Origin of the sequence: Paenibacillus sp. J14, assembly GCF_000518465.1 — a bacterium.
Taxonomy (GTDB): domain Bacteria; phylum Bacillota; class Bacilli; order Paenibacillales; family Paenibacillaceae; genus Fontibacillus; species Fontibacillus barengoltzii.
In genome coordinates this window covers 1-17424 of record NZ_JADQ01000077.1, presented here as the reverse complement: position 1 = coordinate 17424, position 17424 = coordinate 1, and the positions used below count along the sequence as shown (strand labels likewise).

At 52.9% G+C, this 17424-nt stretch carries 17 protein-coding genes and 1 pseudogene; 6 read left to right on the top strand and 12 right to left on the bottom strand.

Features of this window, described 5'->3' with window-relative positions:
- The 3 genes from M891_RS0120625 to M891_RS0120615 form a co-directional block, all read right to left on the bottom strand.
- Positions 1 to 201 (bottom strand): UPF0236 family transposase-like protein (locus M891_RS0120625; RefSeq protein WP_198032054.1); only part of this gene is annotated, 201 nt, incomplete at its 3' end.
- Positions 202 to 311: 110 nt separating this feature from the next.
- Positions 312 to 1016 carry an HAD family hydrolase gene (locus tag M891_RS0120620; RefSeq protein ID WP_028540106.1) on the bottom strand — a complete coding sequence of 235 codons (705 nt, stop codon included), beginning with the start codon at positions 1014 to 1016 and terminating at the stop codon, positions 312 to 314.
- A 99-nt stretch (positions 1017 to 1115) separates the two neighbouring features.
- Positions 1116 to 1583 carry a DUF3939 domain-containing protein gene (locus M891_RS0120615; RefSeq protein ID WP_028540105.1) on the bottom strand — a complete coding sequence of 156 codons (468 nt, stop codon included), beginning with the start codon at positions 1581 to 1583 and terminating at the stop codon, positions 1116 to 1118.
- 223 nt (positions 1584 to 1806) lie between these two features.
- Between M891_RS0120615 and M891_RS0120610 the strand changes: the two genes are divergently transcribed.
- Together M891_RS0120610 and M891_RS0120605 are read left to right on the top strand one after the other, a co-directional pair.
- A complete protein-coding gene (locus M891_RS0120610) occupies positions 1807 to 2799 on the top strand; it encodes a YpdA family putative bacillithiol disulfide reductase (RefSeq protein WP_028540104.1) in 993 nt (330 codons plus the stop codon).
- Between the two features lie 30 nt (positions 2800 to 2829).
- Positions 2830 to 3282: a DUF441 domain-containing protein gene (locus M891_RS0120605; protein ID WP_016312343.1), complete on the top strand. Its 453-nt coding sequence runs from the start codon at positions 2830 to 2832 to the stop codon at positions 3280 to 3282.
- Between the two features lie 577 nt (positions 3283 to 3859).
- Here the strand turns inward: M891_RS0120605 and M891_RS0120600 are convergent.
- Positions 3860 to 5632 carry an ABC transporter ATP-binding protein gene (locus tag M891_RS0120600; RefSeq protein WP_028540102.1) on the bottom strand — a complete coding sequence of 591 codons (1773 nt, stop codon included), beginning with the start codon at positions 5630 to 5632 and terminating at the stop codon, positions 3860 to 3862.
- A 27-nt stretch (positions 5633 to 5659) separates the two neighbouring features.
- Positions 5660 to 6622 carry a phosphotransferase family protein gene (locus tag M891_RS0120595; RefSeq protein ID WP_028540101.1) on the bottom strand — a complete coding sequence of 321 codons (963 nt, stop codon included), beginning with the start codon at positions 6620 to 6622 and terminating at the stop codon, positions 5660 to 5662.
- A gap of 148 nt (positions 6623 to 6770) precedes the next feature.
- On the opposite strand from M891_RS0120595, the gene M891_RS0120590 reads away from it, so the two are divergent.
- On the top strand, positions 6771 to 7274 hold the full coding sequence (locus M891_RS0120590) for a hypothetical protein (protein ID WP_016312346.1): 504 nt from the start codon (positions 6771 to 6773) through the stop codon (positions 7272 to 7274).
- A 93-nt stretch (positions 7275 to 7367) separates the two neighbouring features.
- On the opposite strand, the gene M891_RS0120585 is transcribed toward M891_RS0120590, so the two are convergent.
- Complete coding sequence (locus M891_RS0120585; RefSeq protein ID WP_016312347.1) at positions 7368 to 7667, bottom strand: HesB/YadR/YfhF family protein; 300 nt, start codon at positions 7665 to 7667, stop codon at positions 7368 to 7370.
- 585 nt (positions 7668 to 8252) lie between these two features.
- On the opposite strand from M891_RS0120585, the gene M891_RS0120580 reads away from it, so the two are divergent.
- Together M891_RS0120580 and M891_RS0120575 are read left to right on the top strand one after the other, a co-directional pair.
- On the top strand, positions 8253 to 10010 hold the full coding sequence (locus tag M891_RS0120580; RefSeq protein ID WP_016312348.1) for an ABC transporter ATP-binding protein: 1758 nt from the start codon (positions 8253 to 8255) through the stop codon (positions 10008 to 10010).
- Positions 10011 to 10014: 4 nt separating this feature from the next.
- Positions 10015 to 12087 (top strand): ABC transporter ATP-binding protein, encoded by a 2073-nt coding sequence (locus M891_RS0120575; protein ID WP_028540099.1) that lies wholly within the window; start codon positions 10015 to 10017, stop codon positions 12085 to 12087.
- A 51-nt stretch (positions 12088 to 12138) separates the two neighbouring features.
- Here the strand turns inward: M891_RS0120575 and M891_RS0120570 are convergent, their stop codons facing one another.
- From M891_RS0120570 to M891_RS0120560, 3 genes and pseudogenes are all read right to left on the bottom strand, one after another.
- A complete protein-coding gene (locus M891_RS0120570) occupies positions 12139 to 13044 on the bottom strand; it encodes an S-layer homology domain-containing protein (protein WP_176222395.1) in 906 nt (301 codons plus the stop codon).
- 167 nt (positions 13045 to 13211) lie between these two features.
- Positions 13212 to 13388 (bottom strand): annotated as a pseudogene (locus tag M891_RS25445) (OPT/YSL family transporter); the annotation flags it as partial.
- Between the two features lie 180 nt (positions 13389 to 13568).
- The gene (locus tag M891_RS0120560) at positions 13569 to 14612 is read right to left on the bottom strand and encodes a CobW family GTP-binding protein (protein ID WP_028540096.1); all 1044 of its coding nucleotides are present in this window, start codon (positions 14610 to 14612) and stop codon (positions 13569 to 13571) included.
- A 190-nt stretch (positions 14613 to 14802) separates the two neighbouring features.
- Here M891_RS0120560 and M891_RS0120555 point away from each other — a divergent pair, with 190 nt between their 5' ends.
- Entirely contained in the window at positions 14803 to 15315 is a 513-nt protein-coding gene (locus M891_RS0120555; RefSeq protein WP_016312354.1) for a MogA/MoaB family molybdenum cofactor biosynthesis protein, read from the top strand.
- A gap of 85 nt (positions 15316 to 15400) precedes the next feature.
- Here the strand turns inward: M891_RS0120555 and M891_RS0120550 are convergent, their stop codons facing one another.
- From M891_RS0120550 to M891_RS0120540, 3 genes are all read right to left on the bottom strand, one after another.
- On the bottom strand, positions 15401 to 15940 hold the full coding sequence (locus M891_RS0120550) for a hypothetical protein (protein ID WP_028540095.1): 540 nt from the start codon (positions 15938 to 15940) through the stop codon (positions 15401 to 15403).
- A gap of 92 nt (positions 15941 to 16032) precedes the next feature.
- The gene (locus M891_RS0120545; protein WP_028540094.1) at positions 16033 to 17031 is read right to left on the bottom strand and encodes an acrylyl-CoA reductase family protein; all 999 of its coding nucleotides are present in this window, start codon (positions 17029 to 17031) and stop codon (positions 16033 to 16035) included.
- 192 nt (positions 17032 to 17223) lie between these two features.
- Positions 17224 to 17424 (bottom strand): transposase (locus M891_RS0120540; RefSeq protein ID WP_028540093.1); only part of this gene is annotated, 201 nt, incomplete at its 5' end.

The following is a 17424-nucleotide window of genomic DNA, read 5'->3' as shown; positions in this document are numbered from 1 at the left end:
CACATTCCCGAACACTGTGTTGACGCTTGTTTCACGCTCGTCCTTTACTCGATAACGCTCTCGGTCCCGTTGCTCCAGGATCTGCTGATCCAGCGCCTCCAGTACCTGCTTCATCGCACGAGCGAATTCCTCCTGCATTTTCCGGAAAATCCATTGCTCAATCTCTTTCATCGTCGGCATTGTTGTGGTAAAGTGGCTCACAGGAGCTTCCTCCTTCTTGGTGTGTTGTGCGTCAAACATCACTTTACCAAGGGAGAAGCTCTTTTTCTATATCCGCTTTTTCCAATTCCTACACCCACAGAGATTTTACACTATCTTGTCCCGCATAGCTCTTGGGGATATGATTCCAATAATGCCGGGACTTCATTCAGCTCCTGAACCGTCCGCCATGGGTTGCCGCCTTCCAGCGACACGTCCCACTCATGCTTGCGCTTCAGCCAAATCCCGCGAATCCCGGCCTGCGCCGCTCCCCAAATATCGTTGCGAGGATGATCACCAACGATCACCGTCTCCTCTGCTTGTACCCCTAGCCGATCTAATGCTAACTGATAGATCCGGGGATCAGGCTTCTGGATCTCCACGTCCCCGGATACGATGATCACATCAAAGTACGGACGCAGATGGATCAAATCGATTTTTTCGTGTTGCCGCTTGCTATGTCCGTTTGTGATAATCCCTAACCGGAGTTTCTGGTCACGGCAGTACCGCAGGGTCTCTTCCGCATAATCCATCGCTTTTGCATAGGTCATATAATGTTGGTTGTAGTAGGCTTTCAGTTCCTCCAAGCTCGTCTTATGACGCCAAGGCAACCAATCCAACAATTCCTGAAAAAAGCCTTCCTTCGGCCGATATCCATCGTTATCCCGTTCAATCATCTCCGCGATCAACGCTTCCCGCTGCGTCTCGTCCATTGGCACCAGGCACTCCTGCGTTAATTGAGCGGCGAAGCTGCGGAACATGTGATCTCGATCCATTAACGTATTATCCAGGTCAAACAGTATGGCTTTTAGCTGCAACCTTGTTCCCCACTTTCCCCCATATGTCTCTCTCTATTGTAAAACATCTGTCAAATAAATAGCGCACTTCCGGCTCACCAGAAATGCGCTTTTTCAGGTTTAGATCACTTGTTTGGGGCGATGGGTCAACAACATCTCCTGATCTGTCACGTACAGTGGGAACGGCGGCATCTCCTTCAAATAATGCTCTCGTATCAGCAGACGATAATCGACCTCCAACTGGCGAGAATCCTCCAGCACCGGCAGCTTGCCTCGTTCCTCCACATAATGATCTACTGCAGCCTGCACCATATCTAGATAATAAGGGATGTCACGCTCTTCTTCCGGAAAGATTTCATAGGTTTCTCTCGACAAGTAAAACCGTTGATCCGTCACACCGCCTAAATATCGTGACAGGCGTTTCATATCCAGACTTCCGTCTGGCAGCAGCAGCGACAACCGGTTGATTCCCTCCGGCATGTCAGCTTCATAACGCAGCACGGCGCGTCGAACTTCATCTAACGTAACCTTGATCGCCGTAGGAATTGTGACTTGTTTGGGCTTGCGTTTTTTAAACCAGGACAGCATGTTCGGCACCTCCTTCAACTTCAATCACCAAGGTAACCGCTTACACTATTAGTGTACTCCAATTCTCCTGCATTGAACCCCGTCCGCCAAAGATTTCATAGGATTGCCACATCCTTCCCCCTTTACAACCCGCAGCGGATGGTTGGCAATTCTGCGTCATTTGCGGTAGGATGGAAGTGTTATGAAAAATTCGTTTGAAGTGAATGTCTATGAGGAGGTTCCCATGCTGGATGTGATTATCATCGGAGCAGGGCCTTGCGGTCTATCGGCAGCCATCGAATGCCAGCGTCGCGGACTGCAGGTGCTTGTTCTAGAGAAACATTGTCTTGTCCATTCCATCTATTCTTATCCTACGTATATGCAGTTTTTCAGCACCGCTGAACTGCTGGAAATCGGAGATGTACCGTTTGCTTCGGCGAACGATAAACCTTACCGCCATGAGGCGCTGGCCTATTACCGCAAGGTTAGTGATCATTATAATGTCCCGGTGTTGGCCTATGAAGAAGCCACCGAAGTGGTGCGGCAGCCGGACGGCTCGTTTGTGGTTCGTTCAGAGAAACGCGGCGGTGAAAAGGCGGAATACCAAGCCCGTCATGTCATTATCTCGACAGGTTATTTCGATCACCCCAATATTTTAGGAATTCCAGGAGAAAATACCGACAAGGTGACGCATTACTTCCAAGAGGCGCATCCGTACACCGGTACGAAAGTAACAATCATCGGCGGCAGCAACTCCGCCGTAGATGCTGCGCTGGAACTGGTACGCGTGAACGCTGAGGTTACTGTCGTGTATCGCGGGGAGGACTTGTCCGCGAACATCAAGCCTTGGGTACGGCCGCTGTTTGAGAGTGCCGTCAACAAAGGCAAGGTTGCTCTGCGCCTGAAATCCCGGGTGATCGAAATCCTGCCTGACCGCGTAATTATCGAAGGACCTGACGGGACTACATCGGAATTGGCAAACGATTTTGTCTTGGCGTTAACCGGGTTCCGGCCTGATCGTAAGCTGTTGTTCTCCGCCGGAGTTGAAATGGCCGGTGATATGGAGAAGCCGGTGTTTAATCCGGAGACGATGGAAACGAACGTGCCCGGCCTTTACGTTGCGGGAGTTATCGCTTCCGGACGCAACGCCAACGAGGTGTTTATCGAAACGGGCCGCGGTCACGGGAAGCTGATCGCTGAGCATATCATAGGGGCGAGAACCTCAAGCAACAGATAAATAATCGGTATTCACCGCAGGAGGTGGATCATGCAACAAATTGATGTAACAGCCCTTCTGCTGTTGTTACTAGCGGCATTGGGCATTTTCAGCAGCAACATGCCGATTACCGTGGCGATGATTGTATTGCTGCTGCTTCGCGTGCTGCATTTGCACACAACCTTCCCCTGGCTGGAGAAATACGGCCTGACGCTCGGAATCATCATCCTCACCATCGGCGTGATGACCCCGGTCGCCAGCGGCAAAATCTCCATCCAGACGCTATGGGCTTCCTTCTTCCACTGGAAGTCCCTGCTCGCCATCGGCGTCGGCATGCTGGTCGCCTGGCTCGGCGGCCGCGGCGCGACCTTGATGGGCAATCAGCCGACCGTCGTCGCCGGCTTGTTGATTGGCACCGTGCTGGGCGTCGCCTTCTTCCGGGGCGTCCCGGTCGGTCCGCTGATCGCCGCCGGCATCTTGTCGTTGGTGATTGGGAAGCTGTGAGAGGCATCAGCTGCAAAAAAGAAGGCTGAATTCTAAACGATTGTTTAGAGTTCAGCCTTTTTGCATGTTTTGCTGGCGCGGGTGAGCCTTGTTATTGGCGAGCCGGCAATCTAACGGAACCAGATGACCTTATTCCGCTATTTCCCGGCGATTTCCCAGCCTAACGGAACCAGCAGACGTTATTAGTGCATGTTGAGGATTATTGGGGGCACTTTGCTGCGAATAACGTCCGTACGTTCCGTTAGAGTGGGAATGAACCTCTTCGGACGCAAATAAGGTCTTTTAGTTCCGTTACAGGGTCAAACAGCGAATGTACGGCTTACCAATCTACTTTCAAACATACTCGGTCGGCCCATAACGGAACTTTTTTCCTTTATTTCACCCGTTCGAACGATATCCGAGTAAATAGCGGTAAAATGTGTCTTTATTCCCCGGCCGTTACCGCAGAAACCGGCCTTCCGGCTGATCACCACGTGCATTAGCGGAACTTTTTTCCCTTATTTCACCTGACCTGGCCAGAAAGGCGCGTAATAGCGCCCTTTTATGGCCTTATCCGGAGAGTGGGCAACCCAACCGCTCAGCCCAGCTCTACGCTCTCCGCCGGGCTGAGATGCTGGATGTTGTACAACTGCGCGTACACGCCGTCCGGGATCGCCATCAGCTCGTCGTGGGTGCCGCGCTCGACGATTTCGCCGTTCTTCAGCACGAAGATCTGATCGGCGTGGGTGATCGTCGACAGTCGGTGCGCCACGATCAGCGTCGTGCGGGCGCGCGAGAGCTGCTGCAGCGACTGCTGGATCAGGTGCTCCGACTCCAGGTCGAGCGCGGACGTCGCCTCATCGAGCACGAGGATTGGCGGGTCCTTCAAGAAGACGCGGGCGATGGCGATCCGCTGCTTCTGCCCGCCGGACAGCTTGACGCCGCGCTCCCCGACCTCGGTGTCGTAGCCCTGCGGCAGCTGCATGATGAAATCATGCGCGTTCGCCGCGCGAGCTGCCTCGATTACCTCGTCCTCGGTGGCGTCCGGCCGGCCGTACAAAATGTTATCGCGCACGCTGCCGCTAAACAGGAAGTTGTCCTGCAGCACCATGCCGATCCGGCTGCGCAAGCTTTCCATCGTCCACTCGCGGACGTCCCTGCCGCCCACCGTCAGCGTCCCCCGCTGCACGTCATAGAACCGCGGGATCAACCCGACCAGCGACGATTTCCCGCCCCCGCTCATACCAACGAAGGCAACGGTTTGGCCGGGATTGACTTCGAGCGAGATGTTTTTTAGCACCCATTCGCCGTTTTCCCGATATTTGAACCACACATCCCGGAACATCACGCCGTGACTGCCCTGCGGCAGGACCTTTGCATCCGGCGCATCGGTCATGTCGTACGGTTCCTCCATGAGCTCAAGCACCCGCTCCCACGAAGCCGAAGCCTGTGTTAATGTGGTTGAGGAGTTAATTAATCTCCTTAACGGCGCGTAAAGCCGATCGAGATACCCAAAAAAGGCGACAAACGTCCCCAGCGTCAAATCGCCGTGAATCACCTGATACCCGCCGTACCCAATCACCAGCAGCGGCGCGATATCGGTCAGCGTGTTGATCACGGCGAACGTCCAAGCGTTCCAGCGGCTGTGGGCTAACGCTTTTTGCAGAAACCGACCGTTTGTCCCTTCAAACCGCTTGCGATCATGACGTTCCAAGGCAAAGCTGCGGATGACGGAGATGCCCTGAATCCGCTCATGTAAATAAGCCTGGATCCCAGCGAGCGCTGCCGAACGGTCTTTGGTCAGCTTTTTCAAACGCTTGTACAGCACTTTCACCGCGATCGCGTACAACGGGAAGATCGCAATGGCCACCAGTGTCAGCCACGGGTTCAAATAGAACATAAATCCCAGCACGAACACCAGCGTAAACATGTCCAGCCACACGTTCATCATGCCGACTTCGACGATGTTCTTGGTCTGCTCAGCATCGTTGATGAAGCGGGAGATAATTTCCCCCACCTTCGTATTTTGGTAGTATCGCAGAGACAACCGCTGCAAATGGGCGTACAGCTTGTTCCGCAGATCAAACAAGATCCGAGCCGTGATCAGCTGAGCAAAATACTGCCGTGCATATTCCACCGGACCGCGCACGATCACAAACAGGAACAGCGTAGCCCCCAGTACGATCATCAACTGCGACACCTTCTGCTCCAGCACCATTGCGCCGTTCAGTAAAATATCGTCCACGACGTATTTCTGCACCAGCGGCAGCAAGGCTGGGATGCCAAACTTCAACATCCCTATAAACAAGGTAAGTAGAATCCATTTCGTATAAGGCCTAACGAACGTCAAATAGGCTTTCCAATGTTTCAATTTGTTAGCACATCCTCTGTTGATTTCTTAGCGTTCGGCGGCGTAAGTATCCAGCTTCCGAACCAGTCGCTCCGCGTATTCATCCAAACGGCGGGCGAGAAGCTCCGGCGTTAACCCGTTCAGTCCCAAATCCGGCCACCCTCGATACACTTCGGGCGGACCTGGCAGCACTTCGATCAGGCATAGCATATCCCAATAGGGATCGTTTACGTCGCACCTCACCCGCCGGGCATAAGCAAGATAGTGATCCAAAAAAGTATCCGCCGCCTCCACCCCATACATCTGTACGAGATTCAACCGACAGTGGCCTGTATCAATCCCGGCCGGCCCCATGCACGCGTTCACCCAATCGACGACACCGCTGACCTGCCCCTCTCGCCACAATACGTTAGCCGGGTGGTAATCGCGATGAATGAATTGCGACATGTACGTTGGCACAGGTCCTTGCACGCGGTCAATCATTTTCCGCCATGCCTCAGGAACACGGGACCACTGGGGCACCGTCAATCGGGATACCTCATTATAGGTAAAATAGTTCCACCGGATTGGCGAAGCTTCCACCGCGTGGATCTCCGCCAACATCCGGGCGAGTCCGTCCAGCCAATTCAATCGATCTGCCGGGTTCAGCACCACCTGACCGGGCAGATAAGACATTAGCATAGACGGCACGCCGCAAGCGCTGCCGTCAGGATCACAGGCAAGCGCTTGCGGCGACGGTAGACCCGATGCACTAGCCGTCTGCAACGCCGCTGTCTCGTGCAACGCGAGCTCCGGCTCTTCCCGCAGCCACTCCCGATTAGTAAATTGTCTAAGCACGACTTCGTGGCAGGCATCTCCTTGGGTTATTTTCACCCCATAAACCACCGATGAAGTGCCTCCCTTCAAAGAAACCACCGAGACCACTTTGGCGCCTTGCCCCATCTGTTCCTCGATCCAACGCTGCGTTTCCGGGGATGGCCCAAGAGCTTCTCGCTCTATGTTAGATGTCATTCGCTATTTCCTCCTTCCCGTATAAAAGCCGATTTTCGCGCAGCAAAGCTGAATTTATCAACTGGTTATGGTATACTCCTTAATAAATTGAGTTGTCGTAAGATACTTAAGGCAGCAATGAGTTACAGGCCGTTTTAGGAGGATGACCATGTCACGCCGATTTGTGATCGAAGCCGTGATGGTGGCGATATATGGTGAATTGCTGGTGCCGAGTGCGCCTGTGGAATATATTGTACCTTACAACACCGTCATGGAGCTTTATGAATTTCAAAATAGTCCCGAGCCGCTGATGAACGACCCCGTCGATGATATGCACGTGAAGCAGAAAATCAGCGAATTGATCGCCTACCTTGAAGAACCGCTGAATCGCAAGAAGCTGGAGCGGGCACTCACGATTCCTTGGGCTAAGAGTCCTTCGATCTTATTCGGTGATCATGTCACCTGGACCGTGGTGAACGCGGTGGACAACGAACAATACGGAGAGTTCCTTGATCCGATCGAAACGGAAATCGTACTGACCGCCCATCGGGAGAACGTGCCAGTCCTGACCGATCAGCTGGAGTTGATCCGCCGGATTATTGAAGCCGAGGTGCCAGTACAAGTATATGATATCGGCGATTTTGAATTTGCGATGGAAGACAGCATTATTTGACGATTGACGAGCCCGCTCCCGTCCGTCTGAAACTTCAAAGGAAAAGGCCCGTCGATGAACGGGCCTTTGGGTTCTTGCGCTTATTGCCATGGTTTAATTCGATGCCGCAACCTCATATTCATATTCGATGTCACCCAACTGCTGATCATAGGTCACGTTGAGATGATACCCATCGAGATACCACATATCCTGCTCTTCCATGTAGAACGTTATCCCCTCGACTTCGGCTTTGATCCCCGGGGATACAGGTTGATCCACGTCGATTCCTAGCGAGAAGCCCGGATGCAGCTTGCCTCCCGCACTATAGCGTGCAAAGAAGCGGATTGCCTGACCTTCCTGTAGTCCCAGTTCCTGCTTAAACCATGCTACAGCTTCGTTGCTCACATGAATCATGATCGTTTCTCCTCCTCTATCTATCTATCTATCCAACCTTCTTGGTGCTTCAGGTGAAACTACAACGGTATAAATAATTCCATACCGTCTTCCCTTTTATTGTAGTCGATACCGAGCCAAAAGCCAAACCTTTGTTCGACGAAGTTTCGAAGTTTTGCATAGTTACTGAGAAAATTAATGTTTGACATCTTCTTTTGTGCGATGCTAAAATCGGGAACATACGAGATCGCATTCAATTAATTACCATTCAAGAAAGGGTGAAGCACGGTGTTTAAAGTGAAATTAGTGTCTATGTATCTTTCTGCGCATCACAGTACACAACTAAATACCGGAGCAACCCCTGCAGGATTGGTTCATCTCATGCGATAACCGCCCCTTTGGCTTCATTTCTGGTTATTAGGGTAAACGTGATATCATACACGCTGAGGTTGCTTATCATAAGTAACGGACGCGACATATGTTATGGTTTTAAGGCATATCGTTTTCGGACGATATGCCTTTTTGCGGTTTTTGGCAGGTTTCGGACACTTGTAGAGGTTCTCCCGCAGGTATGGCAATCGGGAATTCAAAGGAGGAAACCCCACTATGTTTTCGGTTTTAAAAAATTTGGGTTGGTTTTTCAAACGGGAAAAAAGGCGGTACATCATCGGCTTGTTCCTGCTCATCTTTGTGGGCATCGTGGAACTTGCCCCGCCGCGGCTGCTTGGCAGCGCCATCGATGAAATCGTGGCCGGCACGGTCACTTGGGCATCATTAACACAATATATTTTACTCATTATCGGCGTACTGATCTTCATTTATCTCATTACGTACATATGGATGCATTCCCTGTTCGGGGGCTCGAACCTGGTCGAGCGGCTGCTTCGCACTCGGTTTATGAGCCATTTGCTGCGGATGACGCCGCCGTTCTTCGAGCGGAGCCGCACCGGCGACCTGATGGCCCGGGCGACCAACGATTTGCGGTCGGTGGCCACCACCGCCGGTTTCGGGATGCTGACGCTGACCGACTCGACGGCATACCTCACGGTCATCTTCCTGGCCATGAGCACGCTGATCAGTTGGAAGCTGACGTTAGCGGCGATCATCCCCCTCCCTTTTATCGCCCTGGCGATGAAAATTTACGGGAAAATCATCCATGAGCGATATACCTTGGCTCAGGATGCCTTCGGGGACATGAACGACCAGGTACTGGAATCGGTCGCCGGGATTCGGGTCATTCGCGCCTATGTTCAGGAGCGTAATGATGAGAAACGTTTTGCGGAAATCACAGATGACGTGTATAAGAAAAACTTGGCCGTCGCCAAAGTTGATGCTTATTTTGAACCTACGATCCGCTTATGTGTTGGACTCAGCTATGCCATCGGGCTCACGTACGGCATTTATCTTGTCTTTCAAAATGAACTGACGCTGGGCGATCTCGTAACCTTTAATATGTACCTCGGCATGATGATTTGGCCGATGTTTGCGATCGGCGAACTGATCAACATTATGCAGCGCGGCGGCGCTTCGCTGGACCGCGTTAACGAAACGTTAAACGTAAAGCCGGACGTCGAGGACGTTCCGAACCCGGTTCCGGTGGAAAGACCGGAAACGATCGAGTTCAAAGATGTGACCTTCCGTTATCCGACGTCAACGATCAATAATCTCGAGCATATCAACTTAACGATTAAACGCGGCGAAACGCTGGGCATCGTCGGCCGGACCGGCAGCGGGAAATCCACCCTGCTCAAGCAATTGCTGCATGAATATCCAGTGGGCAGCGGCGAACTGACGATCTCCGGCGTGCCGATTCAGCAGATTGCCTTGAAACGGCTGCACAGCTGGATCGGTTATGTACCGCAGGAGCAAATTCTGTTCTCCAAGACGGTACGGCAAAATATCCAGTTCGGCTACCCCGGTGCGTCCGACGAGAAAATTATGGAGGCGATTCGCACCGCAGCCTTCGACCAAGATCTCGGGACCCTCTCTGACGGGCTGGATACACTGGTCGGCGAGAAAGGTGTCGCCCTCTCCGGCGGCCAGAAGCAGCGGGTCTCCCTGGCGCGGGCGTTTATCGCCGATCCGGAGCTGTTGATTCTCGACGATGCCCTCTCCGCGGTGGATGCCCGGACCGAGGCGCGGATCATCGAGAACATCCGCAGCAAGCGCGCCGGCAAAACGACGCTGATCTCCACGCACCGCCTGTCCGCCATCGAACACGCAGATTGGATCGTCGTGCTGGAGAAAGGCAAAATTATCGAAGAAGGTACTCATGATATGCTGCTGCAGTTAGGCGGCTGGTACCGTGAACAATACGAACGTCAACAGGTCGAATCGAACCTGACTGACGGGGAGGTGTCTTAAAGCGATGCACACCCATACGGGAAAAGCACTTTTCAAATACGCCTTAACGGCGAAAAAAACATTTATCCTCGCGCTCGTCATGCTGGCGATTGGGGTCGCGGCCGAACTGGCCGGCCCATTTATCGCTCGTACGATGATCGACGATCATATGCTGGCAATCGAGCAGCCGTTTTACGAAACGACGGTCAAAGACAAATATACCGCCACATACGATGGCCGCAACTTTAAGCGTGGCGACCGCTTTGCCGAAGGTGAAGCCAAAGGCAACGAGGTCCGCGTATTGCAGGTCGGTAAAAGCTTCGTCTTCGTGGAATCGGCCGTCCCGGACGTCTCCGGCGATCGCAGCTTTAAAGACGGCGTCCTAACCCTCACCCGGAAGGACGGCGCAAGCACGCAATATCCGGCGCAACAACTTAGCGCGTCTGGTCTGTTTGCTTTTTACAAGCCGGAGGTTCCTGGCATTCTGTCGCTGATCGTCTGGTATTTCGTTTTCCTAGCTGTTGCCATTGTGATGGAATTTGGCAAAACCTACTGGCTGCAATCCTCAGCCAACCAAGTCATCCGCAAGCTGCGCATGGATGTCTACGCCCATATTCAGCGGCTGCCGGTGCATTTTTTCGATAATCTGCCTGCCGGGAAAGTGGTCTCCCGCGTCACCAACGACACGGAGGCGGTGAAGGAATTGTTTATCGCCGTGCTGGCCAACTTCTTCTCCGGTGTGATTAACATGCTGGGCGTGTACGTCGCCTTGTTTATTCTGGACGTGAGATTGGGCCTCATCTGCTTATTCGTCGTGCCGATCATTTATCTGTGGATCGTTTTCTACCGTAAATTCGCGACGAAATATAACACGATTATCCGCTCGCGGTTGAGTGAAATCAACGCCATCATCAATGAATCGATTCAGGGGATGTCGATCATCCGAATCTTCCGCCGTGAAGAGCAAACGAGGGAAGAGTTCGAGAACCTGAACAGTGATTACATGAAGCACCAGAACAAGATGCTGAACTTAAATGCCTTCACTTCGCATAACCTGGTGAATGTCCTGCGGAACGTAGCATTTGCGACCGTACTTTGGTATTTCGGTGCAGCGCAGCTTGGCGGTTCCAGCGTCATATCGCTTGGCGTACTGTATGCCTTCGTTGATGTGCTTGGACGGTTGTTCCAACCGATCACCGGGATGGTCAACCAGCTGGCCGCGCTGGATTCCTCAATGGTTTCCGCCGGCCGGGTGTTCGCGCTGATGGACGAACCGGGTGAGCCCGTCGTAGACGGCTCGATGCCGCGCTATAAAGGCAATGTAGAGTTCAAAGACGTCTCGTTCGCTTACAAGAAAGACTATGTGTTGAAAAATATTTCCTTTGAGGCGAAGCAAGGCCAGACGGTTGCTTTGGTCGGACATACCGGCTCCGGTAAAAGCTCGATCATCAACCTGCTCTTCCGGTTCTACGATCCGCAGAAAGGCACGATCACCATCGACGGCACACCCGTCACGGAGCTGCCGAAGCAATGGATTCGCCAGCATATGGGGATTGTTCTCCAGGATCCATACCTGTTCACCGGGACGATCCTGTCGAACGTCACGTTAGGTGACGAACGCATCTCTCGCGAGAAGGCGGAGAAAGCGCTAATCGACGTTGGCGCGGACCGGATCTTGGCTCACTTGCCGAAGGGTCTGGACGAACCGGTCGTGGAAAAAGGCAGCACGCTGTCCGCCGGCGAACGTCAGCTGATCTCCTTCGCACGGGCATTGGCCTTTGACCCGGCAATCCTCATTCTCGATGAGGCGACGGCCAACATTGATACGGAAACCGAAGCGTTGATTCAATCCGCGCTGGAGGTACTAAAACGAGGCCGGACGACGTTCATCATCGCCCACCGTTTGTCAACGATCCGCAGTGCCGATCAGATCCTCGTATTGCACCGTGGTGAAATCGTCGAGCGCGGCACGCACGAAGAGCTGCTGGACCTCGGCGGACGGTACTATCAGATGTACCGGCTGCAATCGGGAGCTGTCGAAGCACCGGCCGCCCCCGGTGCCGGTCCTGCCGTCTCTCCGGTAGCAAATCCGAGTTAAACACAAAACAACCGTTCCTAAAATGTAGGAACGGTTGTTGTTTTTTTGTCGTTATTCGGACAAACGCTTAATTTTTACCTGGTACTCGCTGGATACGAACGTCTCTGCTTTCGTATCGGTAATGACTTGAATATAATCCATATCCGGTTCAGGGGATTGCAGCTCATAATAAACCGTAGCGGTTTTCCCGGAGAACTCAACTTTCGCAACGCGAATGCCATACCCCGGATTCGGTTGTTGGGCCCGGGTCAAGACGACCTTATTGATTTGGTCATTCACTTTTTCGACTTCAAAGCTCACCTGATCCTGCACGTTTTGCTCCGCTTCCTTATGTTTGCCTACGAATTCCGCAGCATTGTGAACGAGCCGTGCTGCTTCAATCCGCGTAATCGCTTGTTTTGGGTGAAACTTCCCTTGCTCGTCCAGACTTGCGATCTTCATCAGCAACAAGGTCTGAATGCTGTTCGCATAATCCGGATTCATTTGGTCGGCATCGGCGACCTCAATAAACATTTTAATGGTCGGGTAATTTCCCGTAACGTTAATGGCTTGCATCAGTAGGTCGGCGAAGGCTTCTCGGCTCAGCTGGCTATTTGGCGCAAAATCCTTCGGTAACTTGATGCCGTTATCCTCTGCAATCCGCAGCGAGGCTGCATACCATTCGGTATGACCCGAAGGTGGCAGTGCGCCTTCAGCTTTCGGCTTGAGTTCCAGCGCCTTTACAATCATATGAATACCTTGCGCACCGGTCAGCTTGCCGAGCGGAACGAAATGGTCTTTCGTGATCCCTTGAATGATCCCTTTCTGTTGCAGCTCTTCCGTCAGCTTCGCGTCCTGTCCGTGCACATCGCTGAAGGCGGACACGGAGGAAGCCAGTAGCAGCGAACTGGTCATCATCAGGCTGGCAGCCAGTTTCATTTTGCGGTAATTTTTCGATTTTAGATTTGCTTTCTTCATGTCTTTATCACCTCTGCCCTCCTAGACGGCCTGTCCACCAGAAAGGTTGCACTTCTTTTCCCTTTTTTAAGATTTACAATAGGTTCACGTTAACCCAGATCGGCACCTTCTGCCGTTCTTCTGCCCCGCGAAGCCAGCCATTGGCTTCCAAGATCTCGATACCCAGCGCCAAAGAATCCAATCATCGGGATCAGCACCAGCCAGGCCAATATCCCGCCAGCCAGCATCTGGCCTGCGATCCGCGGGCCAATAATATAGCCAACGCCCAGCAGCGCGGGATACGTATCCATCCCGATGACGGCGTTTCGAAAACGAAAGATCGTGGTTTCGATCTCCGTCTTAAATCACACATAATGGATGAACTTCGCCGCGTTTTTTGATTTTCCATTCATGTGAATCTCTCCCTCTTCAAGAAAAAGCAGTTTTAGATTGCCCCGGGGAGAATTAATTTAATCGACACTATAATGAAGAAAACCGCGATAGACTCGCGGTTCTCTTCTTTGCCTGGACTAACGTTTGTTATTTCATTCCGATGCGTTGTGCTCCAGAGCGCGCAATCGCTGCGCCAGCTCCTGCTTGTCGAAGTGCTCTCCAATAAACACGGCCACGTCAGGGACATCCCCTTGCGGCGTAATTTTCAGGTAATCCGCTTCCCGGTACGCATATTGGAACAAAAAGCGGCTGGCGGTATCGGTAAATCGCAGAACCCCTTTGCCGCGATACACTTCCCGAGGCAACTCAGCAATAAAACGCTCAAAATCCTCACTGTCCACGGGTCCGTCAAAATAGTGCGTATAGACGGTCACGTGCTCATGCGATGCGTGAGGATGGGCATGATCATGATTGTGATCGTGATGATGCGCTTCTTGATGATCATGGTGATGATCATCCCCCTCGTGATGATGAGGGTGATGATCGTGGATGTGACCCTCATCATCATGAGTAGGGTCATGAGTTTGGGAGTGTGCCCATAATGACGACACCTCCACATCACATTTCACCGCTGGGATGATCTGAGCGTAAGGATTCATGCGGCGAAGAAACGCGGTCATTTCCTGCTGGCGATTCAGCTCCAGCAAGTCGATTTTATTCAGGATTAATACGGACCCGCAGCGGATTTGCTCCACCATCAGCCGGTAGGTTTTCCCCTGCTGGGATGCGTACAGCTCAGCCAGATGGGCTGCATCCACCACCGTCACCATCGGCTTGATGTCCAGTTTGAGATAGAGCGACACTTCCGTCACGGCATCAAAGATTTCCATCGGATTGCCTGCGCCCGTCGCCTCGATCACGATCAGATCCGGCTTCTCCCCTTCGATCAATTCCGCCATCTGTACGCTTAAGTCACCGCGAATCGTGCAGCAAATACAGCCGCCCAGCATCTCTGCCATCGGCACTTCGTTGGAAACCAGCAATCCATCGAGATTCACGTCTCCGATTTCGTTCATGATCACGGCCGGACGAAGCCCCTGCTCCTGCCAATAACTGATCAGCCGCTGGAGCAGCGTCGTTTTGCCGCTTCCTAAAAATCCGGACAATATGTAAACGGGGGTCACCCTGTTTCCCACCTTAACAACCTCCTGCCATCGGGATATAAGGATAAAATCATTCGAATGCGAGTGTACACCATCCACCCCGGACATGCAACTCCATTTCCTTCCCCCGCCTGAAGCTCCACTCCGGTACAAGCTCACGCTCCTAGCTCGTCAAACATGATACAATGGACTTAACCTCCAAAGAAAGGAAGAAGCGAACACGATGAGATCCGTTGATGAACACCGGATGGAAGCGCCGGATGAAGTATCTTGTTTCGTCATTACTGTCTCTGATACACGGACGGAAGAAACCGATACCAGCGGCCGGTTGATCCAAGATCTGCTTCGGCAGAACGGGTATCATATAGCCCGCTATGTGATCGTGAAGGACGAATATGACGGTATCCGCCAGTTGCTGCGGGAAGCCGCTTCCGATCCCGCGATCGAAGCGGTTCTGCTGAGTGGCGGCACCGGCATCGCGCCCCGGGATACGACGTTTGAGGCGGTGCGCAGCCTTCTCAACAAAGAGATGCCCGGGTTTGGGGAGATTTTCCGTTACCTCAGCTTTACGGAAGATATCGGTTCGGCCGCCATCCTCAGCCGTGCAATCGCCGGAACGATCGGCAATACGGCGGTCTTCTCCATGCCTGGTTCCCAGGGCGCGGTGAAGCTGGCGATGGAACGGATTATCCTTCCCGAGCTGCGTCACGTCATGCGTGAAATTTATAAGAAATAAGAAATAAAACGCAAAAAACCAACCGCTCTCCTTCCTTAAACGAAGGGAAGCGGTTGGTTTTTTATATGAGGCTCATGCTTTGTCATTACTTCGATCGATTATTCATTTGCTGCAACAATTTATCAAATATCGTCTGAATCTCTTCTCGGTATGGACTATCCTTCTGCGCGCTGGACGAGTAAACCAAGGCAGCATTGTCCTTCACCGAGATCACCGCAGCCTGGCTGGAGACCGACTGGGCGGAGACTGCCTTCTTGCCATCACCAGTTCCATAAATTTCGGAAATTTCGCGAATCCGATCCTGTTCGCTCGGAAATACGTGTACGATTATAAAATGCCGCGCATCCCCGTTAATAAAATAACTGTAGCTAATATTCCCGTCCAGCCCTTCGGCATAGGTTTCATGGGTCAGTTTGATCCCACGCTTCGCACATTCCGCTTTCAATGCTTGCAGCAGTGCTGTGTTCAGCGTCTTTCCGGTCGTTAATTGGCGTTCGTTCCCTTGCCGATAGCTTTGCATGCTATATTTGTTCATCTCTTCCTTGGCTACCCGTTGCACATTCCCGCATCCTACGGTTAAAGAGAGCGCCAAGGCGATTCCCAATCCAACTTTCCACCATCTCATTGGTATCCCATCCTTTATCCTAAGCTAAGCCAGCTTCGGCCGATGGTGTTAGGTTGTCTCAAGATTCCCCAATTTATACCATGGATTCCGTTTCAGTTGATGCAGGAGATGACTTGGCGCCCGATGGCTTCCCCGGCCAGTACGGTACGAAGCGCCTCCGGCAGCTTCTCCAGCGGATATTCGGTGATGCCACCAGCCAGCACCGACTCCGGCTTCCACGGTCCGGCCAGAAGCTGCCACAGCTCATGCCGCAACGGTGCCGGACAAAATACAGAATCGATCCCCAGCAAATTCACCCCGCGTAAAATAAAGGGGTACACGTTCGTTTCGATCCCGCTGCCGCCGGTTAATCCCGATAAGGCAATCGAGCCGCCATAGCGTACCGACTTCAGCAGGTCGGCCGTCATCGCTCCTCCCACCGGGTCAACGATGGCCGCCCAGCGCTCCTTGCCCAGCGCGCCTTTGGCGCCCGAAGCCGCCTCCTCTCGGGAGAGGACCTCTGCGGCGCCAAAGGCTGCCAGCTTCTCCCGCGCCTGCGGCTTCCCAGTGACCGCGGTGACGGTGAAACCGAGCCGGCTGAGGATCGCCACGGCCATGCTGCCCACGCCGCCGGTGGCTCCGAGGACGAGCACCGGCCCTTGTCCGGTCGCCAGCCCATTGTCAAGCAGGCGCCGGACCGACAACGCTGCCGTAAACCCCGCCGTTCCGATCGCCATCGCGTCGCGGAACGAAAGGCCCTCCGGCAGCGGCACCAGCCAGTCGCCCGGGACACGGGCGACTTCGGCGAACCCTCCCGCGTGCGTTACACCCAGCCCGTAACCGGTGCACAGCACCTGGTCCCCGGGCTTCCACCGTGCATCGCGGGAGGCCGTTACCTCCCCGGCCAGATCAATGCCGGGGATAAAGGGATAGGTTTTAACGATTTTTCCTTCGGGGATACTTGCCAATCCGTCTTTATAGTTAACGCTGGAATAATGAACCTTGACGGTAACATCGGCGTCAGGAAGCGCCGAGAGGTCAATCTGTTCAACCCCTGACCGAAACCCGGACTCATCCTGGTGTACACGAAATGCTCGAAAGGATGAAATCATCCTCTCACGCTCCTTCCATTGGACATATGTGCTTGGGTGAATGTTCTGTGTAATCATAACCACCCGTCCAACGGGTGGTTTGCTCTTGGGGTATAACCCCTTGTTGCCAAACTGCGCCTAAAGACGCTAGCCTGACAATAAAATTGTTCAGGCTCAGTGTTTTTGTCACTTTCACTTACCAGTTAAACTGGTTTACTTTTTCTTGCTACCGTTTCTGCTAAATGGATCTTCATACTCTTTGACGCTCAGTTTATCGATTGCCTGGTCATGTGCTTCCTGCTCGCGGATATACTTTGCGACAGTGGCCTCATTCAAGCCCACTGTGCTTACGTAGTATCCCTCCGCCCAAAATTTCCGATTTCCATATTTATACTTTAGGGTGGCATGCTTTTC